The organism is Rhodoblastus acidophilus, from assembly GCF_900187365.1.
GTDB lineage: Bacteria > Pseudomonadota > Alphaproteobacteria > Rhizobiales > Beijerinckiaceae > Rhodoblastus > Rhodoblastus acidophilus.
In genome coordinates, this window is sequence record NZ_FYDG01000012.1 from 41543 (window position 1) to 67470 (window position 25928).

The 25928-nt window shown below is 63.4% G+C and carries 25 protein-coding genes and 1 tRNA gene; 14 read left to right on the plus strand and 12 right to left on the minus strand.

What is annotated here, in order from left to right:
- Positions 1–43: 43 nt before the first annotated feature.
- Complete coding sequence (gene scpC, locus CFB24_RS17360; RefSeq protein ID WP_088521909.1) at positions 44–1603, minus strand: succinyl-CoA:acetate CoA-transferase ScpC; 1560 nt, start codon at positions 1601–1603, stop codon at positions 44–46.
- Between the two features lie 307 nt (positions 1604–1910).
- On the opposite strand from scpC, the gene CFB24_RS17365 reads away from it, so the two are divergent.
- From CFB24_RS17365 to CFB24_RS17390, 6 genes are all read left to right on the plus strand, one after another.
- Entirely contained in the window at positions 1911–2234 is a 324-nt protein-coding gene (locus CFB24_RS17365; protein WP_088521910.1) for a polyhydroxyalkanoic acid system family protein, read from the plus strand.
- Positions 2235–2258: 24 nt separating this feature from the next.
- Complete coding sequence (locus CFB24_RS17370) at positions 2259–2648, plus strand: very short patch repair endonuclease (protein WP_275936879.1); 390 nt, start codon at positions 2259–2261, stop codon at positions 2646–2648.
- A 1-nt stretch (position 2649) separates the two neighbouring features.
- Positions 2650–3762 (plus strand): calcium:cation antiporter, encoded by a 1113-nt coding sequence (locus CFB24_RS17375; RefSeq protein ID WP_244593234.1) that lies wholly within the window; start codon positions 2650–2652, stop codon positions 3760–3762.
- A 76-nt stretch (positions 3763–3838) separates the two neighbouring features.
- Complete coding sequence (locus CFB24_RS17380) at positions 3839–5449, plus strand: fumarate hydratase (RefSeq protein WP_088521911.1); 1611 nt, start codon at positions 3839–3841, stop codon at positions 5447–5449.
- 16 nt (positions 5450–5465) lie between these two features.
- Complete coding sequence (locus CFB24_RS17385) at positions 5466–5906, plus strand: nuclear transport factor 2 family protein (protein ID WP_088521912.1); 441 nt, start codon at positions 5466–5468, stop codon at positions 5904–5906.
- Positions 5907–5949: 43 nt separating this feature from the next.
- Complete coding sequence (locus CFB24_RS17390) at positions 5950–6462, plus strand: nuclear transport factor 2 family protein (protein WP_141098481.1); 513 nt, start codon at positions 5950–5952, stop codon at positions 6460–6462.
- Positions 6463–6546: 84 nt separating this feature from the next.
- Here CFB24_RS17390 and CFB24_RS17395 read toward each other — a convergent pair whose 3' ends face one another.
- The 9 genes from CFB24_RS17395 to CFB24_RS17435 all read right to left on the minus strand — a co-directional run bounded on the left by CFB24_RS17395 (position 6547) and on the right by CFB24_RS17435 (position 15146).
- Positions 6547–7311, minus strand: coding sequence for a VOC family protein (locus tag CFB24_RS17395; protein WP_088521914.1), 765 nt, complete (start codon positions 7309–7311; stop codon positions 6547–6549).
- Positions 7312–7330: 19 nt separating this feature from the next.
- On the minus strand, positions 7331–9760 hold the full coding sequence (pheT, locus tag CFB24_RS17400; RefSeq protein WP_088521915.1) for a phenylalanine--tRNA ligase subunit beta: 2430 nt from the start codon (positions 9758–9760) through the stop codon (positions 7331–7333).
- A 24-nt stretch (positions 9761–9784) separates the two neighbouring features.
- Positions 9785–10867, minus strand: coding sequence for a phenylalanine--tRNA ligase subunit alpha (pheS, locus tag CFB24_RS17405; RefSeq protein ID WP_088521916.1), 1083 nt, complete (start codon positions 10865–10867; stop codon positions 9785–9787).
- A 105-nt stretch (positions 10868–10972) separates the two neighbouring features.
- Complete coding sequence (gene rplT / locus CFB24_RS17410; RefSeq protein ID WP_088521917.1) at positions 10973–11338, minus strand: 50S ribosomal protein L20; 366 nt, start codon at positions 11336–11338, stop codon at positions 10973–10975.
- Between the two features lie 40 nt (positions 11339–11378).
- Positions 11379–11579: a 50S ribosomal protein L35 gene (rpmI, locus tag CFB24_RS17415; RefSeq protein ID WP_088521918.1), complete on the minus strand. Its 201-nt coding sequence runs from the start codon at positions 11577–11579 to the stop codon at positions 11379–11381.
- Between the two features lie 101 nt (positions 11580–11680).
- On the minus strand, positions 11681–11866 hold the full coding sequence (locus CFB24_RS17420) for a DUF2256 domain-containing protein (RefSeq protein WP_088521919.1): 186 nt from the start codon (positions 11864–11866) through the stop codon (positions 11681–11683).
- A gap of 2 nt (positions 11867–11868) precedes the next feature.
- Positions 11869–13200, minus strand: coding sequence for an MFS transporter (locus CFB24_RS17425; RefSeq protein ID WP_088521920.1), 1332 nt, complete (start codon positions 13198–13200; stop codon positions 11869–11871).
- A 62-nt stretch (positions 13201–13262) separates the two neighbouring features.
- Positions 13263–13790, minus strand: a complete 528-nt coding sequence (gene infC / locus CFB24_RS17430; protein WP_088521921.1) for a translation initiation factor IF-3 — start codon at positions 13788–13790, stop codon at positions 13263–13265.
- 192 nt (positions 13791–13982) lie between these two features.
- Positions 13983–15146 (minus strand): glycosyltransferase family protein, encoded by a 1164-nt coding sequence (locus CFB24_RS17435; RefSeq protein WP_088521922.1) that lies wholly within the window; start codon positions 15144–15146, stop codon positions 13983–13985.
- Positions 15147–15284: 138 nt separating this feature from the next.
- On the opposite strand from CFB24_RS17435, the gene CFB24_RS17440 reads away from it, so the two are divergent.
- From CFB24_RS17440 to CFB24_RS17475, 8 genes are all read left to right on the plus strand, one after another.
- The gene (locus tag CFB24_RS17440; RefSeq protein ID WP_088521923.1) at positions 15285–16049 is read left to right on the plus strand and encodes an alpha/beta hydrolase; all 765 of its coding nucleotides are present in this window, start codon (positions 15285–15287) and stop codon (positions 16047–16049) included.
- A gap of 100 nt (positions 16050–16149) precedes the next feature.
- Entirely contained in the window at positions 16150–16569 is a 420-nt protein-coding gene (locus CFB24_RS17445; protein WP_088521924.1) for a hypothetical protein, read from the plus strand.
- A 68-nt stretch (positions 16570–16637) separates the two neighbouring features.
- Positions 16638–16724: transfer RNA gene (locus CFB24_RS17450), tRNA-Leu, on the plus strand.
- A 347-nt stretch (positions 16725–17071) separates the two neighbouring features.
- Positions 17072–18232 carry a phosphoserine transaminase gene (locus CFB24_RS17455; protein WP_088521925.1) on the plus strand — a complete coding sequence of 387 codons (1161 nt, stop codon included), beginning with the start codon at positions 17072–17074 and terminating at the stop codon, positions 18230–18232.
- Between the two features lie 94 nt (positions 18233–18326).
- On the plus strand, positions 18327–19913 hold the full coding sequence (serA, locus tag CFB24_RS17460) for a phosphoglycerate dehydrogenase (protein WP_088521926.1): 1587 nt from the start codon (positions 18327–18329) through the stop codon (positions 19911–19913).
- A gap of 125 nt (positions 19914–20038) precedes the next feature.
- On the plus strand, positions 20039–20992 hold the full coding sequence (locus CFB24_RS17465) for an acetyl-CoA carboxylase carboxyltransferase subunit alpha (RefSeq protein WP_088521927.1): 954 nt from the start codon (positions 20039–20041) through the stop codon (positions 20990–20992).
- Between the two features lie 210 nt (positions 20993–21202).
- A complete protein-coding gene (locus tag CFB24_RS17470) occupies positions 21203–22474 on the plus strand; it encodes a L,D-transpeptidase family protein (protein WP_141098482.1) in 1272 nt (423 codons plus the stop codon).
- A 5-nt stretch (positions 22475–22479) separates the two neighbouring features.
- Positions 22480–23559 carry a glycosyltransferase family 4 protein gene (locus tag CFB24_RS17475; RefSeq protein WP_088521929.1) on the plus strand — a complete coding sequence of 360 codons (1080 nt, stop codon included), beginning with the start codon at positions 22480–22482 and terminating at the stop codon, positions 23557–23559.
- A gap of 89 nt (positions 23560–23648) precedes the next feature.
- Here the strand turns inward: CFB24_RS17475 and CFB24_RS17480 are convergent, their stop codons facing one another.
- Together CFB24_RS17480 and groL are read right to left on the minus strand one after the other, a co-directional pair.
- Entirely contained in the window at positions 23649–24023 is a 375-nt protein-coding gene (locus tag CFB24_RS17480) for an integration host factor subunit alpha (RefSeq protein WP_088521930.1), read from the minus strand.
- A gap of 250 nt (positions 24024–24273) precedes the next feature.
- A complete protein-coding gene (gene groL / locus CFB24_RS17485; RefSeq protein WP_088521931.1) occupies positions 24274–25911 on the minus strand; it encodes a chaperonin GroEL in 1638 nt (545 codons plus the stop codon).
- Between the last annotated feature and the right edge of the window lie 17 nt (positions 25912–25928).

Sequence of the window (25928 nt, forward strand, 5' to 3'; positions counted from 1 at the left end):
TGCGCGTCCTCGGCCTAAATGCGTGCGATAATGGTGCGCTTGTTTACTTCCAGGCGTCCGCCTGAACCATGCTGTCCGCCTTCCAGGCGTCCCGCGCCGTCATGTCCGCCTGCCACTCCGACAGGAAGGTGAAGCCTTCGTCGAGAATGTGCGGGGTGTGCTGCCCGTGCGAATATTTCTGCGCGCGCTCGAAATATTCATTGAGCGCCGGCTTGAAATAGGGATGGGCGCAATTCTCGATAATGACGCGCGCCCGCTTTTTCGGCGACAGGCCTCTCAAATCCGCCAAGCCCTGCTCCGTGACGATCACCTGCACATCGTGCTCGGTGTGATCGACGTGGGTCGCCATCGGCACGATGCAGGATATCGCGCCATTCTTGGCCGAAGAGGGCGTCATGAAGATCGACAGCCACGAGTTCCGGGCGAAATCGCCGGAGCCGCCGATGCCGTTCATGATGCTGGTGCCGCGAATGTGGGTCGAGTTCACATTGCCGTAGATATCGGCCTCGATCAGCCCGTTCATGGCGATGACGCCCAGGCGGCGAATGACCTCGGGATGGTTGGAGATCTCTTGCGGCCGCAGCACGAGCTTATCGCGATATTTCGCGACGTCGCGATTGAACTCCTCGGCCGCTTCCGGACTCAGCGACAAGGCGGTGGCGGAGGCGAAGGCCATCTTGCCGGAGCGCAGCAAGTTGAACATGCCGTCCTGCAACACTTCCGTGTAGGCCGTCAGATTGTCGAAGGGCGCGTTCTGCAGCTGCTCCATCACGGCGTTGGCCACATTGCCCACGCCCGATTGCAGGGGCAGCAGCTCCTTGGGCAAGCGGCCCCGTTTCACTTCGTGGCCGAAGAACTCGATGATGTGTCCAGCGATCAGGCGCGAGTTTTCGTCGGGCGGCGAGAAGGGCGAGTTGCGGTCGGGCGCATCGGTCTCGACAATGGCGATGATTTTGTTGGGATCGCAGCGCAGGCCGGTCTCGCCGATGCGGTCGGAGGCGGAAAGGATCGGAATCGGCTTGCGCTTGGGCGGCAGTTGCGTGCCGTAATAGACGTCGTGCACGCCCTCGAGCGCTTCGTTCTGCCAGTGGTTGACCTCGATGATCACCTTGTCGGCGCAGTCGAGCCAGGTCTTGTTGTTGCCGACCGACGAGGAGCTGATCAGCGAGCCGTCCTCGCGAATGCCCACCACTTCGATGATGGCGACGTCGAGCTTGCCGAGATAGCCGCCCCAGACGAACTGGCCGACATGCGACAGGTGAATGTCCAGATAATCCATCTCGCCGGCGTTGATGCGCTTGCGGCAGGTCGGATCGGATTGATAGGGCAGGCGCAGCTCCATGCCGTCCACCTTGGCGAGCACGCCGTCGAGCTCGGGCGCGGTGGACGCGCCGGTCCAGACGGAAATCTTGAAATCTTCGCCGGCTGCGTGAATGGCGTTCATGCGTTCGGCCAGGGCGATCGGCACGGCCTTGGGATAGCCCGCGCCGGTAAAGCCGGACATGCCGACATTGCAGCCCTTCGGGATCAACGCGGCGGCCTGGTCGGCGGTCATGATCTTGCTGCGAAGTTGGGCGTTGCGAATGCGGTTCTGACCTGCCATGGCGCGAATTTCCCTCGTATGACGGAAATTGGCCTATAAGCTGCGCATTGGAATTTAGGCTATGCGACGATGGAATAAGTCGGGCAATGTTCCCTAGGGATTCCACCTTTTCGTTTCGTCGCCTCCGCACGCCAAAACGCCGCCAAAGCCTTGGCGAATAAAGAAGAATTCCAACTTGCTGCGCCTGCGAAACTCAAGTAAAATCGCGTATCTACCATGCGTTTATGGCATAACTCTACGCCTGTCGTCTGGCCTTGCGCGTTCATAATTGATGGCATAATCCGGTTTTTAAAGGGGAGCCTTTCACATGGGCCAGCCTATCAGCGTCGACGTGCCGCATAAACTCGGCGCGGCCGAAGCGGAACGCAGGGTCCGTCGCGGGTTCGGCGTCATCAAGGAAAAATTCGGCGACAAGCTGTCGGCGGTCGACGTGGTCTGGGGCGAAGGCCGCGCCGACCTGACGATCACCGCGGTCGGGCAAACGCTGAGAGGCGCCCTCGAATTCCTGCCGGAAGCGGTGCGCGTGACCATTGATCTGCCGTGGTTCCTTGCGGCGCTCGGGTCGAGCGTGGTCGGCAGGCTCGCGCAAAAGACAGCGGAAGTTCTGCGCTTGCCGCCGCCGAAGGCGTGATCGGGCCGTCAGGCGTTTGCGGTCGTGGAGCGTTCCGACATCATGCGCGCGGTCAAGGGCCGCGACACCGCGCCCGAACGGCTGGTGCGCAGCCTGTTGAGAGCGATCGCGCCGGGCTATCGGCTCTATCGCCGCGATCTGCCCGGCGCCCCGGACATCGCCTATATCGGCCGCAAGAAAGCGATTTTCGTTCATGGATGCTTCTGGCACGGGCACGATTGCCGGCGCGGCGCGCGCATGCCCAAGACCAACGCCGACTATTGGCGCAAAAAAATCGCGCGCAACCGCGAACGCGACGAGACGACGCGCGCGCAATATGCCGTGATGAACTGGAGCGTGCTGACGATCTGGGAATGCGAAATGCGGGACCAGGGCGCGCTGGCGGAGCGGCTCAAGACGTTTTTGCGAGGATGATTTGGAATCCATTGAAAAACTGAAGAAAACGCCCGCCTGGTCCGTTCTCGCGCCGCTGCTGGCGCTGGCGCTGGTCGTCGCCAAATTGGCCCATGCGCTCGACCTCGACGGGCCCGCGCTGAAGACGCTCGCATCCGCGCTGCTGATCGGGGCGGTCTTCGCCTCCGTCCGGCACGCGCAGGCCGTCGGGGCCAAGATCGGCGAACCCTATGGCGCGCTCGTGCTCGCGCTCGCGGTCACCTGCATCGAGGCCGGGCTGATCGTGACGCTGATGATCGCCGACCCCGAGCGCAATGCGACTTTGGCGCGCGACTCGCTGTTCGCGGTGGTGATGATCGTGCTGAACGGGCTGATCGGCGCCTGTCTGGTGATCGGCGACTTGCGCTACCGCCGCGTGGAATTCCGTCTGGAGGGAACGACAGGCGCCCTGGTGACGCTGGCGACGCTGGCGGTCCTGACCCTGGCGCTCCCGAATGTCACAACGACCACGCCCGGCCCGAACTTCTCCCCCCCGCAGTTGGTCATGATCGCGGGCGCGGCCTTCGGCCTTTACCTCGTCTTCGTCTTCGTCCAATCGGTGCGGCACCCGCTGGACTTCCTGAGCGAAGCCGACGCTGGCCTCGATCACGCCCACGCGCCGGACCGCAGCGCCCTCAGCTGGAGTCGGACCCTCGTCAATTTCGCGCTTCTATCGGCCTCGCTGGCCGCCGTGGTGCTGCTGGCGAAAAGTCTGACGCCCGCCCTTGAGGGCGTGGTTTTCGCCGCAGGTCTGCCGGCGGCGGTGATCGGCGTCTGCGTTGCCACGCTGGTGCTGCTGCCTGAAGTCATTTCAGCTTTGTTCGCCGCCACGCGCAACGAGACCCAGACCAGCCTCAATCTCGCCATCGGCTCGGCGCTGGCGAGCATTGGCCTGACCATTCCCGTGGTGACGGCGTCCAGCCTGCTTCTGGGCGCGCCGCTGACGCTCGGCCTCGACCGGCTCAACACGTCGCTGTTGCTGCTCACTTTGTTCGTGAGTACGGTGACTCTCGGAATCGGCCGCGCCACACTGTTGCAGGGCGCCGTGCATCTCACGATTTTTTTCGTCTTTCTCGGATTTACGGTTTTCCCGTAATTGGGCGCTTAACTCTTGGACGCGATGAAAAAATTTCATAAAACCGCCCAAAGCCTCAGCTTCCGGGATCACAGCCATGTCCGCCTACGCACCGCTCTTTCCGCTCGGCAAGGATGAAACGCCTTACCGCAAACTGACCGACAAGGGGGTGCGCGTCGAGAAATTCGACGGCGAGGACATTCTGGTGGTCGCGCCGGAGGCTATCCGCCTGCTGGCCGAAACCGCGATGGGCGACATCAATCATCTGCTGCGCCCAGGCCATCTGGCGCAGCTGCGCAAGATTCTCGACGATCCCGAAGCGACCGGCAACGACAAGTTCGTCGCTTTCGATCTGCTGAAGAACGCCAATATCGCCGCCGGCGGCGTGCTGCCCATGTGCCAGGACACCGGCACCGCCATCATCCTCGGCAAGAAGGGGCGCCGCGTCTTCACCAAGGGCGGCGACGAGGCCGCTTTGGCGCAGGGCGTCAAGGACGCCTATGAGAAGCGCAACCTGCGCTATTCGCAGCTGGCGCCGCTCTCCATGTTCGAGGAGAAGAACACCGCCACCAATCTTCCCGCCCAGATCGACATCTTCGAAGAGGGCGAGGATTATTACAAGTTCCTGTTCATGGCCAAGGGCGGCGGCTCCGCCAACAAGACGTACCTTGTCCAGGGCGTGCCTTCGATGCTGAACCATGACCGGCTGCTGGAGGTGCTGAAGAAGCAGATTCTGGGCCTCGGCACCGCCGCCTGCCCGCCCTATCACCTCGCCATCGTCATTGGCGGCCTTTCCGCCGAACTGAACCTTAAAACCGTCAAGCTGGCCTCCGCCCGCTATCTCGACGCGCTGCCGACCGAAGGCGGCGCCGACGCGCACGCGTTCCGCGACCTCGCGCTGGAGGCCGAAATTCACAAGCTGACGCAGGATCTCGGCGTCGGCGCGCAATTCGGCGGCAAATATTTCTGTCACGACGTGCGCGTGATCCGCCTGCCGCGGCATGGCGCCTCGCTGCCGATCGGCATTGGCGTGTCCTGCTCCGCCGACCGCCAGTGCCTCGGCAAGATCACCCGGGATGGCGTGTTCATCGAGGAACTGGAGCATAATCCGGCGAAATATCTGCCGGAGGTCGAAACCGAGCTTGGCGGCGACGTCGTCAAGATCGACCTGAATCAGCCGATGAAGGACGTGCTGGCGACCTTGACGCGTTATCCGGTCAAGACCCGGCTGTCGCTCACCGGCACGATCATCGTCGCCCGCGACCTGGCCCATGCGAAAATTCGCGAACGGCTAGAGAAGGGCGAACCCATGCCCGACTATCTCAAGAATCACCCGGTCTATTACGCCGGCCCGGCCAAAACGCCCGCCAATTACGCCTCCGGCTCGTTCGGGCCGACCACGGCGGGACGCATGGACGCTTACGTCGATCTGTTCCAGTCGCATGGCGGCTCGATGGTGATGCTCGCCAAGGGCAACCGTTCGGCCCAGGTGACGGACGCCTGCAAGAAGCACGGCGGCTTCTACCTCGGCTCGATCGGCGGCCCGGCGGCGCGTCTGGCGCGCGACTGCATCAAGAAGGTCGAGCTGGTCGAATACCCCGAACTCGGCATGGAGGCGATCTGGAAGATCGAGGTTGAGGATTTCCCGGCCTTCATCGTGGTGGACGACAAGGGCAACGACTTCTTCAAGGAGCTGAACCTCGTCTGAGGTTCAGTGCCGCCCGATGCAGAGCCGACAGGATCTCGCCCAAATCGCCGCAGTGGATCGCGAACTCGTGAAGACGCGGGTTCACGCCATGCTTGACCGGCTGGTCGCCAAGGATCTCCCTGGCCTCATCGCATTCTTCTCCGATGAAGTCGTTTTCGAATTGATCGGAAACTGGAGCATTTTCCCGTTTTCCGGGCAATTGCGGGGCAAGGACGCCTGGGAGCGCGCGCTCACGACCATTTACACGCACGTGGAGAACCTGGGTTCGACGGTGCATGAGGTGGTCATTGACGGCGATCGGGTCGCCCTGCGGCGCACGACCCGATTGCGCAATTACGGGACCGGCCGCGTCGGAGACGTGACGATCGCCGATTTCTTGCGCTTTCGGGACGGCCTGGTCGTCGAGGTTACCGAACTCGTCGATTCGCTGGCGATCGCCCGGCTTGAGGAGGAATGATCCTCGGCGACGCTGACGGCCGACGTGTGGACGATCTGGATGCGTGCGGGTGTTCGCGTGGACGGAAAATGACTGTTTCAAGACATTGAATCTCATTCGAGGTTCGGGAGCGTCGATGCAAAGCCTGCAAAATCTTGCTCAGCTCGCCAGCGTGGATCGCGAACTCTTCGAGACGCGGATTCATTACATGCTCGATCTTTGCTCCCAGGGGAACATCGACGGCATCATCGGTTATTTTTCGGAAGATGTTTCCTACCAGATGATCGGCAACTGGAGCATGTTCCCCTACGCTGGTCCCGTCCGGGGCAAACCGGCAGTCAAACTGGCGTTTGCCGGCATTTTCACGCATTTTCAAAGCCTGGGATCGACGGTTCACGACATTGTGATCGACGGCGACCGCGTCGCCGTGCGCCGCACAACCATCTTGCGCCACTTCGGCACAGGCCGCAGCGACGGCGTCGCCGTGGTGGATTTCGTCCGCTTTCGCGATGGTCTCGTCGCCGAACTGACGGAAGTGCTCGATTCGCTCGCCATAGCGCGACTTGAAGAAGGATGATGCGGGGCGCGTAACGCTTGACGCGTCCTACGCCATCGCCGCTTGCCGCCGCAACCAGCGACAAGGTCACGACAACGAAACGTATCAGCGCTTCGCCGCGACCAGCGCGAAATAAGCGCCCTGCGGGTCCAGGAACTGAGCGATCCAGGCGCCGCCCGGCACGTCCTGCGGCCCCATCAGTTTGGTTCCACCGCCTCGTTCCACGCGTTCGATGGCTGCGTCCAACGCATCGACCACGAAATAATAGCTCCAAAACGCCTGGGGAACGCCGTCGGGCCGCTTCATCATGCCGCCCACGGCCAAGCCGCCGGTCGCAAACAGCCGGTACGGTCCCATCGGACCCATGTCGAGGTCTTGCGTCTTGGTCCAGCCGTAACGGCTCGCGTAGAAATCGAACGCGCGATCGACATCCTCGGTGAGCAATTCACGCCATCCGACATGCCCTAGCGTCATGGGCGGCGGTTCGACGGCGGCGCGGCCCGAAACGTCCTGCCAGAGGCAATAAGGTGCGCCGAACGGATCGGCGACGACGGCGAATCGGCCGACCTGCGGCAGCGTTTCCGGCGCGCGCCAGACCGCGCCGCCGGCCGCGGCGACCGCTGCGACCTCCGCGTCGAGATCGGCGGTGGAAATATATCCCATCCACGAGGGGCGCGCGCCCTGCGCACTCGCCTCCTCCGGCAGCCGCATCAGGCCGGCGACGCCAACGCCGCTGGCCTGAAACATGCGGTAATCGCGATCGGAGGACTCCGAGGGCGAGGCGGTCCAGCCGATGACGGCGCCGTAAAAAGCCTGGGCCGCGTCGATATCGGACGTCAGCAACTCGACCCAGCAGAACCGTTCCGTCATCCTCGCCTCCTCGTTGCGATCAGGCGCGCAAAACAGCTCCCGTCTTTTTCGCGACTTCGGCGACGATCTTGCCGCTGAGGGCTTCGATCTCGACATCCGTCAGCGTTTTTTCGCGCGGTTGCAGGGTCACGTTGAGCGCCACCGATTTCTTGTCCGAGGGAACGCCCGGACCTTCATAAAGATCGAACACACCGACATTGACGATCATTTGACGATCCGCGCCCTGCGCCGCCTTGATCAGATCGGCGGCCTTGACGCGCTTGTCGACGATAAAGGCGAAATCGCGCTCAAGCGGCTGGAAATCGGCCAGCTCCAGCTTCGGCTTGGCGCGGGTCGGCCGGTTTTTTGGCGCGGTCAGGGCGTCGAGCAGAATTTCGAACGCGACCAGCGGCCCGCTCACGCCCAGCGTCTCAAGCGCGCGCGGGTGCAGTTCGCCAAACCAGCCGACAATATTTTTCGGGCCGAATTGCAGCGTGGCGGAACGGCCGGGATGCAGGAAGGCCGGACCGCCGGGAACGAGTTGCACGGCTTGGGCCGAGACGCCAAGCACGGAAAGCAGGGCGAACACATCCGCCTTGACGTCGAACACATCGACGCTCGCCGTCTTGCCGTCCCAATGACGGCCGGCGCCCGCCGGCTTGGCGGTTCCGCGCCGCAGGGCGGCGGCGGCGGTGAACTGGCCGTCTTCGGCGTCGGTCTTGAACACCTGTCCGATCTCGAACACGGCGATATCGCCGAACCCGCGCGCGGCATTGTTCCTCGCGGCGTCGATCAAGCCGGGAACGAGGCTCGGACGCATGTCCGAGAGGTCGGCGGCGATGGGATTCGCCAGCGCCAGTTCCGGCGCGCCGCCGCCGAACAACTCGGCCTCGGATTTGGAAATGAACGACCAGGTGACGGCCTCGACCATGCCGCGCGCCGCCAGCGCCCGGCGCGCGCCGCGCACACGACGCTGCAACAGGGTCAGAACCGGACCGGCCACGGCCCCCTTGCGCTCCAGCGGGGTGGGCGTGACGCGGTCAAGCCCGGCGAGGCGGATGATTTCCTCGACCAGATCAGCTTTGCCTTCGATATCGGGCCGCCAACTGGGGGCGCGAACCTGGAGATGGCCAGCGTTGCCCTGCGTCGCCGCGAGGGTGAAACCGAGTTCCTCCAGCGTGGCCTGCATGTCGCTGGGATCGAGCGCCACGCCCGTGAGCCGCTCCACTTCCGACAGCGGGAAATCAATCGGTTCAGCCGGCGCAGGCAGGGCGCCGGCGACCGCGATCTGCGAAGCTTCGCCGCCGCAGAGGTCGAGGACCATGCGCGTCGCCAGTTCGAGGCCGGGAACGGTGAAGGCGGGATCGACGCCGCGCTCGAAACGATAGCGCGCGTCCGAGACAATGCCGAGTTTGCGGCCGGTCTGGGCGATATTGGCGGGATCCCACAAAGCCGATTCGATCAGCACGTCGGTGGTGGTCTCGTCGCAACCGGTGCTCTCGCCCCCCATCACGCCGGCCAGCGATTCAACGCCCTTGTCATCGGCGATGACCACGACGTTTTCATCCAAGGCGTAGGTCTTGCCGTCGAGCGCGACGAGGCTTTCGCCCGCTCTGGCGCGACGGATGATCAGGTCGCCCGCGACTTTTTTCGCGTCGAACACGTGCAGCGGGCGACCCCGGTCGAACGTCATGAAATTGGTGATGTCCACCAGCGCATTGATCGGGCGCAGACCAATGCTTTTCAGCCGCGCCTGCAGCCATTCCGGGCTGGGGCCGTTCTTGACGCCGCGCACGAGGCGCAAGGCGAATAGCGGCGCGAGTTTTTGGTCTTCGGCGGCGAAATCCAGCTTCGGCGTCACCGGGCAGGGGAAGGCGCCGACGACCGGGGCGGGCGCCTTGGTGGTCAGACAGCCCAGCGCCGCCGCCGCGAGATCGCGGGCGACGCCGAAAACGCTGGCGGCGTCGGAACGGTTGGGCGTCAGATTGATGTCGATCAGCGGATCGTCCAGCCCGGCATAGGCGGCGTAAGGCGCGCCGACCGGCGCGTCTTCGGGCAATTCGAAAATGCCGCTGCTGTCGCCTTCAAGCCCCAACTCCTCCGGCGAACACATCATGCCGCCGGATTCGACGCCGCGAATGACGCCCTTGGCGATGGTGAAATTTTTGGCGGGAATGTAGGTCCCAGGCGGGGCGAACACGGTTTTCAGGCCGGCGCGGGCGTTGGGCGCGCCGCAGACCACCTGCAGCGGCTTGTCGTCGCCGACATCGACCTGGCAAACGCGCAGACGGTCGGCGTTGGGGTGCTGTTCCGCCGTCACGATGCGGGCGATGCGGAAACCTCCAAGGGTTTCCGCCGGATTTTCAAGGCCTTCGACCTCCAGGCCGATCCGGGTCAGGGTGTCGGCGATTTCGGTCAGCGAGGCTTGGGTGTCGAGGTGGCTTTTCAGCCAGGAGAGCGTGAATTTCATCGTCTATCTCTGAAAAGCGCCAGGTCAGCTCGAAAGGCCGCCCGCGAGCGTCGGCAGGTCGAGGGGCCGGAAACCGTAGTGCTGCAACCAGCGCACATCGGCTTCAAAGAAGGCGCGCAGGTCGTTCATGCCATATTTCAGCATGGCGATGCGGTCGATGCCCATGCCCCAGGCGAAGCCCTGGAACTCGTCCGGATCGAGGCCGCAATTGCGCAGCACATTGGGGTGAACCATGCCGCAGCCCAGAATCTCGAGCCAGTCGTCGCCCTCGCCGAAGCGCATGTCGCCGCCTTTGCGCGAGCACTGAATGTCGACTTCGGCGGACGGCTCGGTGAAGGGGAAGAAGCTGGGACGGAAGCGCATCTTCACGTTAGGCACTTCGAAGAAGGTCTTGCAGAATTCTTCGAGCACCCATTTGAGGTGGCCCATATGCGCCTTGCGGTCGATGACGAGGCCTTCGACCTGATGGAACATCGGCGTGTGCGTCTGGTCGGAATCGCAGCGATAGGTGCGGCCCGGGCAGATCACGCGGATCGGCGGCGGATTCTTCAGCATGGTGCGCACCTGCACCGGCGAAGTGTGGGTGCGCAAAAGCTTGCGCTCGCCATTGGCCTTGCGGTTGAAGAAAAACGTGTCGTGCATTTCGCGCGCGGGATGGCCAGGCGGGAAGTTCAGCTTGGTGAAATTGTAATCGTCGCTTTCGACGTCCGGGCCTTCGGCGATGGAAAAACCCATATCGCTGAAAATGGCCGTGAGTTCATCCATCACCTGCGAAATCGGATGGATGCGTCCGGCTTCCAGACCGCTGGCGCGGGTCGGCAGCGTCACGTCGAGAGTTTCACTCGCCAGACGGGCTTCGAGCGCGGCCTCTTTCAACACGGTTTTCCGCGCGGACAGCGCCTCGCCCACCTTGTCCTTCAGCGCGTTGATCCTGGCGCCTTCGCTCTTGCGCTCGTCCGGCGACATTTTGCCGAGCGTCGCCAGCAGCGCGGAGATGGAGCCTTTCTTGCCGAGCGCGGCGACGCGAACGTTTTCCAGCGCGGCCTCATCAGCGGCGGCGTCAATGGCGGCGAGGGTTTCGGCTTCGAGTTTTTGCAGATCGGACATTTGTGAACCTTGCTTTGCTGCGCGTAATGCCATGCGGAAGGAAGGCTGGAAAGCAAAAAAGCCCGCCGGGTCGCGGCGGGCTTTGATCTGAGTCGCGAGCCGCGATCAGGCGGCGGCCGGCAGGGCGGCCTTGGCCTTTTCCACGATGGCCGCGAACGCCGTCGGCTCGGAAATGGCGAGCTCGGAGAGCACCTTGCGGTCCACTTCGACGCCGGCCTTGGCGAGGCCGTCGATGAAGCGGCTGTAGGTCAGGCCGAACTCACGCACGGCGGCGTTGAGGCGCTGGATCCACAGGGCGCGCATGGTGCGCTTCTTGGCGCGACGGTCGCGCGTCGCATATTGCATCGAGCGGTCGACGGCGGCCTTGGCGGCGCGGATGGTGTTCTTGCGGCGGCCATAGAAACCCTTGGCGGCCTTGAAAACTTTCTTGTGCTTGGCGTGCGAGGTGACGCCGCGTTTGACGCGAGCCATGGATGATCTCCAGTTTTACGAGTTGCGGACGGGCTGGGGATCAGCCGTTGGGCAGGAAGAATTTCTTGACGTTGTCCCCGTCGGTCTTGAACATGACGTTCGTGCCGCGCAGATTGCGGATCTGCTTGTTGGTCCGCTTGATCATCCCATGGCGCTTGCCGCGCTGGGCATAGACCACCTTGCCGGTGCCGGTGATCTTGAAGCGCTTTTTCGCGCCGGATTTGGTCTTCAGCTTGGGCATTTTGCTCTCTCAATTTTTGGGCGTTGCAGCCCGATGTTTCGGCAGGAGCCAAAAAACCCGCCACGGCAGCCCTTACTCAGCCGGGCGGATTGAGGGGGCGCTTATAAGGGAGAAAACGCGTCCTTGGCAAGAGGCTCGGCGGTTTTATTGCGATTCCGCCGGCAGCGTTCGGAGCAATAGACCACCTCATCCCAGACCGCAGCCCACTTCCGCCTCCACGTGAACGGGCGGTTGCAAACCGGACAGGTCTTGGTCGGCAAATCGCGCTTGGCGGTTCCGCGCGGCATCGTTACTCCAGTTCCGCCATGGCCTCGCGGTCGAGCATCGACGTCTTCTTGGTGTCCGGCACGAAAAAATAGACCAGCAGCGAGCAGCAGATCACGGCGCTGGCGTAATAATAAAAGCCGCTTTCCACGCCCTGGGACTTGAACCAGAGCGCGACATATTCCGCCGTGCCTCCGAAAAAGGAAACCGCGACCGCATAGGGGAGACCGACGCCGGTCGCGCGCAGCGCGGCTGGAAAAAGCTCGGCCTTCACCACGGCGTTGATCGAGGTGTAGGGCGCGGTCATGATCCAGCCAAGCGCCACCAGGAAAAAGGCCTGCCAGGGGCCATGGGCATGTTGCAGCGTCGAGAGCAGGGGAACCGTACCAAGCGTGCCCATCACGCCGAACGCCAGCAGCACCGGCCGACGGCCGATGCGATCGGACAATGCGCCATAAAGCGGCTGGATGCATAAAGCGAACACCAGAGCGCCCGCGCTGACCCAGGTGCTCTCCTTGTCGCTCAGACCGACCGTCAGCTTCAGGAATTTCTGGATGTAGATTGTCCAGAGATAAAAGGCGAGCGTGCCGCCCATGGTCAGGCCGACCACGATCGCCGCCTCGCGCTTATGTCTCCACAACGCCCGGAGACCGCCTTGCGCCCGTTCTTGCGCCCCTTGCGCCTTGGCCGATTTGAAAGCTGGCGTCTCCTCGAGATCGCGCCGCATCCACAGGGCGAACAACGCGAGGCCCGCGCCGATGACAAAGGGGATGCGCCAGCCGAAAGAGCGCAACTCCTCGGGCGTCAGCAGCAGATTTTGCAGCACCAGCAGCACCGCGAGCGCGCCGAGCTGCCCCCCGATCAGCGTCACATACAGAAAACTCGAATAGAAACCGCGGCGCGAACTCTCACCCATTTCGGCGACATAAGTGGCGCTGGCGCCATATTCGCCGCCGAGACTCAGGCCCTGGATCAAACGCGCGAACATCAACGCCGCCGGCGCGAGCACGCCAATCTCGGCATAAGTTGGCGTCGCCGCGATCAGCAGCGAGCCGCCGCACATCATCAGCACCGACAGCATCAGCGAGCGGCGCCGGCCGTAACGATCGCCGATCAGGCCGAACAGCCAACCGCCAATCGGCCGCATAAAAAAGCCAAGCGCAAAAATGCCGGCGGAGGACAGCATTTGCGCGGTTTCATCGGATTTGGGGAAGAAGGACGGCGCGAAATAGAGCGAGAAAGCCGCGTAGACATAAAAGTCGTAATATTCGACGAGATTGCCGAGCGATCCTACAATAATGGACTTGAGCCGCGCAGGATCGATTTTTTCGGTCGTCGCCGGCTGCGCTTCGGTCATTCCGTTCTCCCGCTTGCGATTCCAAGCGGGAGAATGAAGTTAAGTTGCGCCGCGAGCAAACTTTATTTGGGCGCCAACACCATGATCATCTGGCGGCCGTCGAGGGAAGGCTCCAGTTCGATCTTGGCGATCGCCGCGGTTTCGATCTTGACGCGTTCGAGCACCTTGAAACCGAGATCCTGGTGGGCCATTTCGCGGCCGCGGAAGCGCAGCACGAATTTGACCTTGTCGCCATCCTCGAAGAAGCGTTTCACCGCCTTCATCTTGGTGTCGTAGTCATGGTCGTCGATGCCGGGACGGAGCTTGATCTCCTTGATCTCGACGACTTTCTGCTTTTTGCGGGCCTCGGCGGCCTTTTTCTGCTCGTTAAAACGATATTTGCCGTAATCGAGGATTTTGCAAACGGGAGGGCTGGCGTTGGGGACGATCTCGACAAGATCGAGGCCTTCCTCTTCGGCGAGCTGCAGAGCCGCCAGCGTTTCGAGAACGCCACGGTTCTGGCCCTCCGAATCGATCAGCTGGACTTCGCGAACTCGAATTTCCCGGTTGGTGCGGGGTCCCTCCTTCTGCGGAACCGGGGGGGCTTTCATGGGACGGCGAATGGCGTGCTCTCCTTGGCAGTAAACGGATCAGTCCGGATGGGGCCGGGGCGCCTAAAGCGAAAATCCCCGCGACCGAAACCACGAGGACCGAACCGGAAGGTTACATTGTGGCGATTTGCCAAGAAGTCAACGCGTTTTGCACGATGACCGAAATATTTTGACCTGGATCATGCTTGAGCGTCACACTGCGCCAAAATGACGCGCATAGGTCGCCAAGGTCAGCGCGCTCATGCGTTCCGAGGAAAAAGCCCGCGCATTTTCGGTGGCGCGCAGGGCCATGCGCTCGCGCCGCGTCGCACCGAGCCGCAGGGCCTCCTCGGCGGCGCGAGCGAGAGACGACGGCGAATCCGGGGCGATGATCCACCCGGTTCGCTTGGCCGGATCAACCTGTGGCGGCGCCAGTACGGTTTCCACGCTTTGGTCCGCCGCGCTTTGCAGAACCGCCGTCGGCGCGCCGAGCGCCTGCGTTTCAACGGCCACGCGGGGGTCGGCCGCAGGCGTGGCGACCAGAACGCTGGCGACGCACGCGACGGCTCTGTCGCCGCCGGCCACGCGCATCACATGTCGATCGAGCCCCATTTGACGCGCCTCGGCCTCAAATGGCCCGGACGTCAGGTCAGCGCCCTCGACGTCCCGCCAGACGAAGCGCGCTTCCTGCGCCTCGTTCTCGAAGACATTCCGCTTGGCCAATTGCTGGGCCGCCGCCAGGAAGAATTTTTGGCGGTCCCCGGGCAGGTCGAGTCCCACCACCAGCCGCTCATGCGGACGAACGCCCCAGCCCTCGCGCAGCTTTCTGACGCGTTCGGAATCGATCGCCTGCGCCGCGCAGGCGCGAAGATCGACGCCCCGCAGGCCGCGGACAAAGCGCCGGGCGAGATGCGGCCAAGCGGCCTCGGCCCCATCCAGCGCCTCCTGACTGAAGAATATGAGGGTGTCGGCTTCGATCGCGGCCGGGCCAAAATCCTCGGCGATCAAGGGAATTCGCAACCGACGCGCCGCATGCAGCGCCGCTGCGAAGCCAGCCTCGCCGCGCACGTGGATCAATTCCGCCCCTTCGCTTTGCGCCAGGGCCGTGAGACGGCTGCGGTTGAATGACAAGGTGAGAGGATTGCGGGGCGTGAGGTCGAACGGCAGGAAGACTCCGCCGCGCGCTTGCAATTCGCTGACCAGCGCGCCTTCGCCGCCGGCCACCAACGCCCGCGCGCCCGCCTCCTCAAGGGCCGCCGCGATTTCGATGCAGGCGGAGGCGTCCGGTCCGGGCTCGAGCGTGGCGATCAGTTGCAGGATCGTGCGCCCGGCCAGAAGCTGATGATCAGCGTTGTCCTCGTCGCCCCATGGCGTCATAAAGCCTCTCCGGCTAGACCCGAGCGCGACAAGGGATCGCCGCTGTCCGGGCTCCTGCGTAAACACACAAGGCTAACCATGAATTCGTTACCAACGCATTCATGGCCGGGGAAACACATCGGACGCACGGGATGACTCATGACACAAGCCCCGCAGTTCTTCTCTCCTGAACCTGGACAGCCGCGCCTGGCTTTTCTTTCGCGGGCGGGCGCCGTTGGACCCGGCCTGTTCTGGCTTGGCGGTTACCGCTCGGACATGCGGGGATCGAAAGCGACATTCGTCGACGGCTTTGCAGCGGAACGTGGCAAGCCCTGCCTGCGCTTCGATTATTCCGGCCATGGCGAATCGGACGGCGAATTCACCGATGGGACCATCGGGCTTTGGGCCGACCAAGCCTGCCAGATTTTTCGCGCTCTCACACAGGGGCCGCAAATCGTGATCGGCTCGTCCATGGGCGGGTGGATCGCGCTGTTGCTGGCGCGCGCGCTGGCGAGGCTGGGAGAGACCAGCCGCCTGGCGGGCATGATCCTGATCGCGCCGGCGCCGGATTTTTCCGAAGAACTGATCTGGCCCAATCTTCCGGATCCGGTGCGCCAGACCCTGGCGCGCGACGGCGTCTGGCGCGACGAGCAAAATGTCTTCACCAGAGAATTCTTCGAGGACGGGCGGCGAAACGCGGTTCTCGGCGGCGAAGTCCGCACAGGGTGCCCGGTCCGCATTCTCCAGGGCATGAAGGACGAATCCGTGCCGTGGCGCCATGGGCTGAAGCTGCTGGAGCACCTCGCCGCCGATCCCGCGACGCTGACCCTGATCCGTGACGGCGACCATCGCCTCTGCCGTGCTCAAGATCTGGAGTTGCTGCGGGAAGCGCTGGCGCAAATGGATGGCGGCGCGGCGCGATAAAGAGTTTGTTAAGGTAAAAATGTTGTCCTTGTAGCAACGGGGTGGCGCCGGACCGCGCCGCCGCCGAGCATGCGATCGATTTGGCGCAGCGAGGGACGACATGTTCATCGAAGGACAGTCGCAACGGGTCGTGCTCGAATGGAGTCTTCCCATCGTGCATGATTGTCTGAGGGAATTTTACGTCCAGTATGTCCCTCTGCGCTCGGCCAGCTTCAAGCAACTCACTCAGCTTCACTTCACGCTTTGGGCCTCGCTTGTGCGGGGCGACTTTGAAGCCGCCCGGGCGGACGAAGCGAAGCTGGCGACTACGGCGGCCAGCCTTGGGCTTGACGTCGCCGTTTGCGGGGCCGCCAATCGGTACGTCGCGGCCGAACTGCTCGATCTGTCGCTTCGCCGCTTCCGCCGCATGCCGGAAGAGTCGAAAACGAACAACCAGACTCTGCTCGCCATTCTCATGCATTTGAACCGGAACGCCGCGCCTTCCCACGCCTCCGCGACGGCCTTCAGGCAGGCGGCGTGACATTTTCTTGAAAAAGCCGCCCTTACGCTGTTGACATGAACCGCCGCCCCCCATAGAAGACGCCTCGGGCCCAGGTGGCGGAATTGGTAGACGCACCAGCTTCAGGTGCTGGCGTTCGCAAGGACGTGGAGGTTCGAGTCCTCTCCTGGGCACCAACTCTTTTTCATAGGGAGTTGGCGCCGCCCTCTCCTAAATCGATAACTTTGTCATTCTACCGCTGTTCTCGGCGGCGTTCGGGTTTGACCTTCGAGCCTCTTCAAACGGCCATCGCCAGTTCTGGCGCCGCATCAACGGATCGATGGGCCATGCCCAGACGAACGAGGGGCGCAACGACCATTGGCGCCAGCGACGGGCGATCCCCCGACGATCCTCCCGAGAATTCATGCGCTCTCCGCGAATCGCCCTGCGTCCATTGGTCGCTTGACCCTTTGATGACAGGAGCGTAATCGCCGCTGCGGGACACCTCGCCCCAACGCGAGGCGCCCATCTGTGAGGATGGCCCATGCAAAAACCCGCCGCTCTGCCGAAAAATCCGAATTTTTCCTCCGGTCCCTGCGCCAAACGCCCGGGATGGTCGTTCGAAGCGCTCAAGGACGCGCCGCTCGGCCGCTCGCACCGCGCCAAGGTCGGCAAGGCGAAGCTGAAGCTCGCCATTGAGCTCACCCGCGAGGTTCTGCAGGTTCCCGCTGATTATCGCATCGGCATCGTGCCGGCGTCCGACACCGGCGCCGTCGAAATGGCCATGTGGTCGCTGCTCGGTTCGCGCCCCGTGGACGCGCTCGCCTGGGAAAGCTTTGGCGAAGGCTGGGTTACCGACATCCTCAAGCAGCTCAAGCTCAAGGATACGCGCGTTCTCAAGGCGCCCTATGGCGAAATCTCCGATCTCGCCTCGGTGAATTTCGACAATGACGTGATCTTCACCTGGAACGGCACCACCTCCGGCGTGCGCGTCCCCAATGGCGATTGGATCGCGGCCGATCGCAAGGGTCTGACCTTCGCCGATTCGACCTCCGCCGCTTTTGCGCAGCGGCTCGACTGGCAAAAACTCGACGTCGTCACCTTCTCCTGGCAGAAGGCTCTGGGCGGCGAAGGCGCGCATGGCGTGCTGATCCTGTCGCCCCGCGCCGTCGAGCGTCTCGAATCCTATACGCCGGCCTGGCCGATGCCGAAAATCTTCCGCATGACCAAGGGCGGCAAGGTGATCGAGGGCATTTTCCAAGGCGAGACCATCAACACGCCCTCCATGCTCTGCGTCGAGGATTATATTGACGCGCTCAGCTGGGCCAAGGGCCTGGGCGGTCTCGACGGCCTCGTCGCCCGCGCCGACGCCAACACCAAGGTTCTGGCCGACTGGGTCGCCAAGAGCGGCTGGGCGGCCTTCCTCGCCAAGGATGCGTCAATCCGCTCCAACACGTCGGTCTGCCTGAAGGTGATCGATCCCGCGATCGCCTCCCGCTCGGCGGAAGATCAGGCGGCTTTCGCCAAGAAGCTGGCGGCGTTGCTGGAGAAGGAAAAGGCGGCTTACGACATCGGCGCCTATCGCGACGCCCCTCCCGGCCTGCGCGTCTGGTGCGGCGCGACGGTCGAGGCGTCGGACGTGGCGCTGCTCACGCAATGGCTGGATTGGGCCTTTGCGACCGCCAAGGCCGAACTCGCTGCCTGAGGGCCTCGCCCTCCCATGATCTGCCAGCCCCGCTTTGGATGACGCCCGGAGCGGGGCTTTTTGCTCAAGCATTCCCGATGATGAGGACTGTTCGATGGCCCCTCGCGTTCTGATTTCCGACGCTCTCTCTCCGGCTGCGCTGGCCATTTTCAAGGAGCGCGGCGTCGAGGTCGATTTCCAGCCGGCGCTCGGCAAGGACAAGGAAAAACTCGCCGCGATCATCGGCGACTATGACGGGCTGGCGATCCGCTCGGCGACCAAGGTCACGCCGAAAATTCTCGAAAACGCGAAGAATCTGAAAGTCGTGGGACGCGCGGGCATTGGCGTGGACAATGTCGACATTCCCGCCGCCACCGCGCGCGGCATCATCGTGATGAACACGCCCTTCGGCAATTCCATCACCACCGCCGAACATGCGATTTCCCTCATGCTGGCGCTCGCCCGGCAGATCCCCGCGGCCGACGCCTCCACGCAGGCGGGCAAATGGGAGAAGAATCGCTTCATGGGCGTCGAGATCACCGGCAAGGTGCTGGGCGTGATCGGCTGCGGCAACATCGGCGCCATCGTCGCCGACCGCGCGCTCGGCCTGAAAATGCGCGTGATCGCTTTCGACCCCTTTCTGTCGGCGGAGCGCGCCAAGAACATCGGCGTGGAAAAGGTCGAACTCGCCGATTTGCTGGCGCGGGCCGATTTCATCACGCTGCACACGCCGATGACGCCGCAGACGAAGAACATTCTTTCCGCCGAAAATCTCGCCAAGACCAAGAAGGGCGTGCGCATCATCAATTGCGCCCGCGGCGGTCTGGTGGACGAGGCGGCCCTGCGCGCAGCTCTGGACAGCGGCCATGTCGCCGGCGCGGCCTTCGACGTGTTCGTCGAGGAGCCCGCGACCAGCAATGTCCTGTTTGGCCATCCCAATATGATCTGCACGCCGCATCTCGGCGCCTCCACCAACGAGGCGCAGGAAAATGTCGCGCTGCAGGTGGCGGAGCAGATCGCCGATTATCTGACGCGCGGCGCCATCACCAACGCCATCAACTTCCCCAACATCACGGCGGAAGAGGCGCCCAAGCTGACGCCCTTCATCACGCTGGCGGAAAAGCTCGGCTCCTTCGCCGGGCAGATGACCGACGTCGGCGTGAAGAAACTGACCATCACCTATGAGGGCGCTGTCGGCGAACTCAAGACCAAGGCGTTGACCGCCGCCGCGCTGGCGGGATTCCTGCGTCCGATGCTGACCGACGTGAATGTCGTGTCCGCCCCGGCGGTCGCGCGCGAGCGCGGGATCGTGATTGACGAAACCGTCCGCGCGGCCGAAGGCGATTATGATTCGCTGCTCAGCCTGTCGGTCGAGAGCGAAGGCGGCGTGTTTTCGCTGTCCGGCGCCGTGTTCAATGACGGCAAGCCGCGTGTCGTCTCCATCTCCGGCATTCGCGCCGAGGCCGAGTTCGCGCCGTCCATGATCTTCGTCTCCAACGCCGACAAGCCCGGTTTCATCGGCCGGTTCGCCAGCCTGTTGGGCGAGGCCGGCGTCAATATCGCGACTTTTGCGCTCGGACGCGACGCCGAGGGCGGTTCGGCCATCGCTCTGGTGGCGATCGACGGCGGCGTGCCCGAAAAAGTCTTCGCCGGAATTTCGGAGCTTCCTGGCGTCAAGCTGACGCGGGCCCTGAAATTCTAAGGCGACCCCGCGGCGCCGTCACAACGCGCCTCACTTGACTTCCCGCGCGGAAATCGACAGGTTCCGCGCGCTTTCCGGCGCGGCGACGCCAGCGTTTCCGGGTCTCCCGCAAGGCTAAAAGGCAAATGGCTTCCTACCTCGATTTCGAAAAACCCGTCGCCGAACTCGAAGCTCGGGTCGAAGACCTGCGCGCCTTGTCCGAGAAGAAGGATTCGCCGAATATTGGCGAAGAACTCGCCAAACTCGAGGCCAAGGCCGCCAAGGCGCTCGCCGATCTCTACGCGACCCTGACGCCCTGGCAGAAGACGCAGGTGGCGCGGCATCCGCAACGCCCGCATTGCGTCGATTATGTCGCCGGGCTGATCGAAGATTTCACGCCGCTGGCGGGCGATCGGAAGTTCGCCGAGGACGAGGCCATCCTCTGCGGCCTCGGGCGCTTTCGCGGCCAGTCGGTCGCGGTGATCGGCCAGGAAAAGGGGTTCGACACCAGTTCGCGCCTCAAGCACAATTTCGGCATGGTCAAGCCGGAAGGCTACCGCAAGGCCGTGCGCATCATGGAACTGGCCGACCGGTTCGGGCTTCCCGTCGTGTCCTTTGTCGATACGGCCGGCGCCTTTCCCGGCGTCGAGGCTGAGGAGCGCGGACAGGCGGAGGCCATCGCCCGCGCCACCGAGGCCGCGTTGGTGCAGGGCACGCCCAATGTCGCCACCGTGATCGGCGAGGGCGGCTCGGGCGGCGCGCTGGGCATCGCCGCCTGCAACACGGTCCTGATGCTGGAGCACTCGATCTACACGGTGGCTTCGCCCGAAGCCTCGGCTTCGATTCTCTGGCGCGATTCGAGCCGTGCTCAGGACGCCGCGACCAGCATGAAAATCACGGCGCAGGATCTGATGAAATTCGGCATTATCGACGGCATCATCGCCGAACCGGTTGGCGGCGCCCATCGCGACCCCGCGGCGGCCATTCGCTCGGTCGGCGACGCCGTGGCCAGCGCCCTGGCGCGTTTCGCCGACATGACGCCCGATGAGGTGCGCGCGACCCGTCAGGAGAAGTTCCTGGCGATCGGGCGCAAGGTCTGATTCCCGCCGCATTGCCGTGTATGCTTACAAGCCGTTTGGCTTAAGGATTCCTTCACCATTTATGGGAATTCCCTCCCGGTCCGGTAAGGATGAGGTAAGTTTAAGAGCGGTAAACCTTCTGACGCGACGCGCCGCAACTGACCTTCGTCCAAAACGAAACAACCGATGGCGTACGAAGGACGTGACGGCGCGCGCGGGGATGGACTGAACATGAGCGCAGGATTTTTCCGTCTTTCCGGCCACCCGCCGATGTCGCGCGGCGCGGCCCTGTTTGGGCTGGGCGCGTTGAGCGCGCTGTCCGGCTGCAACACCGTCGGAGGCAACGACCGCGCCATGCAGGCGCTTTCGAGCGAGACCGTGGCGCTGCTGGCGGAAAAGGGCGTGTCCGCGGACGCGCCCATGCTGATTCGCGCCTACAAGAAAGAATCCGAGCTGGAAGTCTGGAAAATGCGGGGGGACGGGACTTATGTCCTGCTGAAAACATTTCCGATCTGCCGCTGGTCGGGCCAGCTCGGCCCGAAGCGCCGCGAAGGCGACCGGCAATCGCCGGAGGGATTCTATTCCATCACGCCGGGGCAAATGAATCCGAACTCGGCTTATTATCTGTCCTTCAACGTCGGCTATCCCAACGCCTATGATCGCGCGCATGGCGCGACGGGCGGGGCGGTGATGGTGCATGGCGTCTGTTCGTCCGCCGGCTGTTTCTCGATGACGGACAAGCAGATCGCCGAAATCTACGCGCTCGCGCGCGAAAGTTTTTCTGGGGGCCAGCGCGCCATCCAGATGCAGGCGCTGCCGTTCCATTTGAACGCGACCAATCTCGCCAAATTCCGGATGGATCCGAACATGCCATTCTGGAAGGAGCTGAAGAAAGGCGCCGATCATTTCGAAGCGACCCATCGCGAGGTGAGCGTCGGCGTCTGCGACGCGCATTACGTATTCGGGATGAAGCCCGCCAATGGTCAGCCGCTCGACGCCGAAGGACCTTGTCCCGCGCTGGCGGCGGCCGAACCTGAAGTCGAATCGCTTGTGGCCCAGCGCGAACGCGCCGACGAAATTCAAGTCGCGGCTTTGGTGAAACAGGGCGAACGCCCGGTGCGGCTCGTCTATAAGGATGGCGGGCAAAATCCGGTTTTCGCCAACATCGCCGAGCACGAAGTCAGCCGTCCCGATGCGCTGACCGAACCCGTGGAAGTGGCGCTCGACGCCGGCAAGGGCGACAAGGCGCGGGCCGCGCCTTCGGCCTTGACGATGAAGATTGCGCAGCAGACGCAAACGAGGATGGAGAGCGCCGCCAAGCCTGCGGTCGTTTCTCCTGTGGCCGCACACGCCAAAATGGCGACGGCGCCGGTCAAGCTCCCGTCCGAGAAAGCTGTGTCGGCACACCCGCAGGCGGTCAAGCCGATGATGAAGACGATCAGCGCAAAGTCCGAACCGACGAAGAAGATCGCCCGGATCGAAGCGCACGCCGAGACGCGTTGAGCCGAATGGCGCCGGAAAAACCCGACCTACGGCGCCTGCTCGCGGTCACGCCCAACCTGCACTGGCGCTATTCCGGCGTGACCTCCACCATTCTGGCGCTGGCGCCGCATGTGGCGCGCCTCGCGCCGGTGGCGTGCGTCGGCGCGCACCTTCCCCCGGAAACGCCCAAAATCTCCTTCTGGCAAATTTTGTCACGCGGATGGTCGCGGCCGCCGTGCGGCGGCCATCGGCTCTGGCACGCCCGCCGCAACGACGAAATCATCGTCGGCCTGCTGTTGAAACACGTCCTGCGCCAGCCGTGGAAAATCATTTTCACCTGGGCTGGCCAGCGTCGGCAGAGCCACTTCACACGTTGGATGCTGCGCCGCATCGACGGGGTGATCGCGACCTCGGAGGCTTCGGCTTCCTACTTGGAAGTCCCCTGCATCGTCATTCACCATGGCGTCGACATCGGGCGATTTCAGCCTTTGGCCGATCGCGCCGCCGAATGGCGCAAGGCCGGGCTTCCCGGACGCTTTGGCGTCGGCTGCTTCGGCCGCATCCGCGCGCAAAAGGGCACGGATGTGCTGGTGGAGGCGGCGCTGCGGCTGCTGCCGAAATATCCCGACGCGACGCTGCTGCTGACCGGCCTGATCACCCCCGAAAATGAAGACTTTGTCGCCGGACTGAAGGCGAAAATCGCCGCCGCCGGATTGGAGCCGCGCATTCTGTTCCTCGGCGAGCAGCCGCGCGAGAAGATGCCGCACTGGTTCGCGCTGGTTACGCTCTATGTCGCGCCCATGCGCTGGGAGGGTTTCGGTCTGACGCCGCTCGAAGCCATGGCCAGCGGGACGGCCGTAGTCGCCACGCGAACAGGCGCCGCGGCGCAGCTGGTGGCCGATGGCGACACCGGTTTTCTGGTTCCGCCGGACGATGTCGACGCGCTCGCGGCGGCCATGGAGCCCTTGCTCGCCGATCCCGATAAAGCCGCGGCGATGGGCGCGCGCGCGCGCGAAAAGGCGCAGGCGCGCCATGACATCGCGCAAGAGGCGGGAAAAATCGTCGCCTTTTACGCGCAAATCCTCGGCGTCAGGCTCACCGCCTGAATTTTACACTCAAAAAAATTGCGCTGAAACTCTCCCGTCAGGAGAATTTCAGCGCCAACATCAGCAAACCAGCAGACGCGCGTCCTGAATTATTCCTCGACGGCGGCGTCCCCGTTGATTTTTGCGATGAGGGTCGGCGAGGCCTTAAACGTCAGCACCCGTCGCGCCGTGATCTTGGCTTCGACGCCCGTGCGGGGATTGCGGCCGACGCGTTCGCGCTTGGAGCGCACCGCGAAGGCGCCGAAAGCGCGCAGCTTGACCGGATCGTCGCGCACCAGCGCGCCGACGATTTCATCGAGGGTCATCTCGAAAATTTCACGAGCCTGCGCGCGCGATAATGTCGGGCAAGCATTATAGACGGCGTCCAGCAATTCGACGCGGGTCACGGTCCGACTTTCTTCAGCCGGCGCCGAAACGGCGGCCTTCGTGGACGCGACAGACTTGGCGGAATTATATTGATCCATTGTTCCCTCCGGCCAGGACGTCGGCGGAGTCCCTTCCGGTTAACATCTGCGAAGCAGCTAACAAATCTGACCGTTAGTCCGCCTGCTGCGGATGCGAAAGTGGCGTTGGTCACTTGTGTTAAATGACATAGGTCAAGTTTCTTCCACCTCCGGAACGCGACCTTGTTCGCAAATGGTTTCCATTGCAAGCGCCCAAAGCAAAAGGCCGCCTGTTAAGGCGGCCTTTCTCAAAATTGAAAGCGAATGTCGCTCAGAAGTCCATGCCGCCCATGCCGCCGCCGGGAGGCAGAGCCGGACCGGCGTCTTTCTTCGGGGCCTCGACAATGATGGCTTCGGTGGTGATCAGCAGGCCGGAAACCGAAGCGGCGTCCTGGATCGCAGTGCGCACAACCTTGGTCGGGTCAATGATGCCCTTCTTGACCATATCGACATACTGACCCGACTGGGCGTCGAAGCCGAAGGCGTAGTCATTGGATTCCAGCAGCTTGCCGACAACCACTGCGCCATCGGCGCCGGCGTTGTCGACGATCTGGCGGGCCGGAGACTGGATCGCCTTGCGAACGATGTCCACGCCCGTCTTCTGGTCGGCATTGGTGGTCTGGACCGCGTCGAGCGCCTTGATGGCGCGCAGCAGGGCCACGCCGCCGCCCGGCAGCACGCCTTCTTCCACCGCGGCGCGGGTGGCGTTCAGCGCGTCTTCCACGCGGTCCTTCTTTTCCTTCACTTCGACTTCGGTCGCGCCGCCGACGCGGATGATGGCGACGCCGCCCGCGAGCTTGGCCAGACGCTCCTGCAGCTTCTCACGGTCGTAGTCCGAGGTGGTTTCCTCGACCTGCGCCTTGATCTGGGCGATGCGGGCCTCGATGTCCTTCTTCTCGCCGAGGCCGTCGACGATCGTGGTGTTCTCCTTGTCGAGGCGAACCTTTTTGGCGCGGCCGAGCAGGGCGAGGGTGACGTTCTCGAGCTTGATGCCAACGTCTTCCGAGATCACCGTGCCGGCGGTCAGGATGGCGATGTCTTCCAGCATGGCCTTGCGGCGGTCGCCGAAGCCCGGCGCCTTGACGGCGGCGATCTTGAGGCCGCCACGCAGCTTGTTGACGACCAGGGTGGCCAGAGCCTCGCCTTCGACGTCTTCAGCGACGATCAGGAGCGGCTTGCCGGTCTGGACGACGGCTTCGAGAACCGGCAGCAGCGGCTGCAGGGTCGAGAGCTTCTTCTCGTGGATGAGAATGTAGGGGTCTTCCAACTCCGCGATCATCTTCTCGGCGTTGGTGACGAAGTAGGGGCTGAGGTAGCCGCGGTCGAACTGCATGCCTTCGACGATGTCGGTCTCGGTCTCCAGGCTCTTGGCCTCTTCAACCGTGATCACGCCCTCGTTGCCGACCTTCTGCATCGCCTTGGCGATTTCCTGGCCGATGAAGGTGTCGCCATTGGCCGAGATGGTGCCGACCTGGGCGATCTCGTCGTTGGAGGTGACCTTCTTGGAGTTCTTCTTGAGGTCGGCGACGATGGCTTCCACAGCCAGGTCAACGCCGCGCTTCAGATCCATCGGATTGAGGCCGGCGGCCACAGCCTTGGCGCCTTCCTTGACGATGGCGGCGGCCAGCACGGTCGCGGTGGTGGTGCCGTCGCCGGCGATATCGTTCTGCTTGGAAGCGACTTCGCGGACCATCTGGGCACCGAGGTTCTCGAACTTGTCGGACAGTTCGATTTCCTTGGCGACGGTCACGCCGTCCTTGGTGATGCGCGGGGCGCCGAAGGATTTTTCGATCACGACATTACGGCCCTTCGGGCCGAGCGTGACCTTCACCGCATTGGCGAGGACTTCCACGCCGCGCAGCAGGCGGTCGCGGGCGTCGGTGGAAAAGCGGACGTCTTTAGCAGCCATGTTTAGCTCCAATAAGA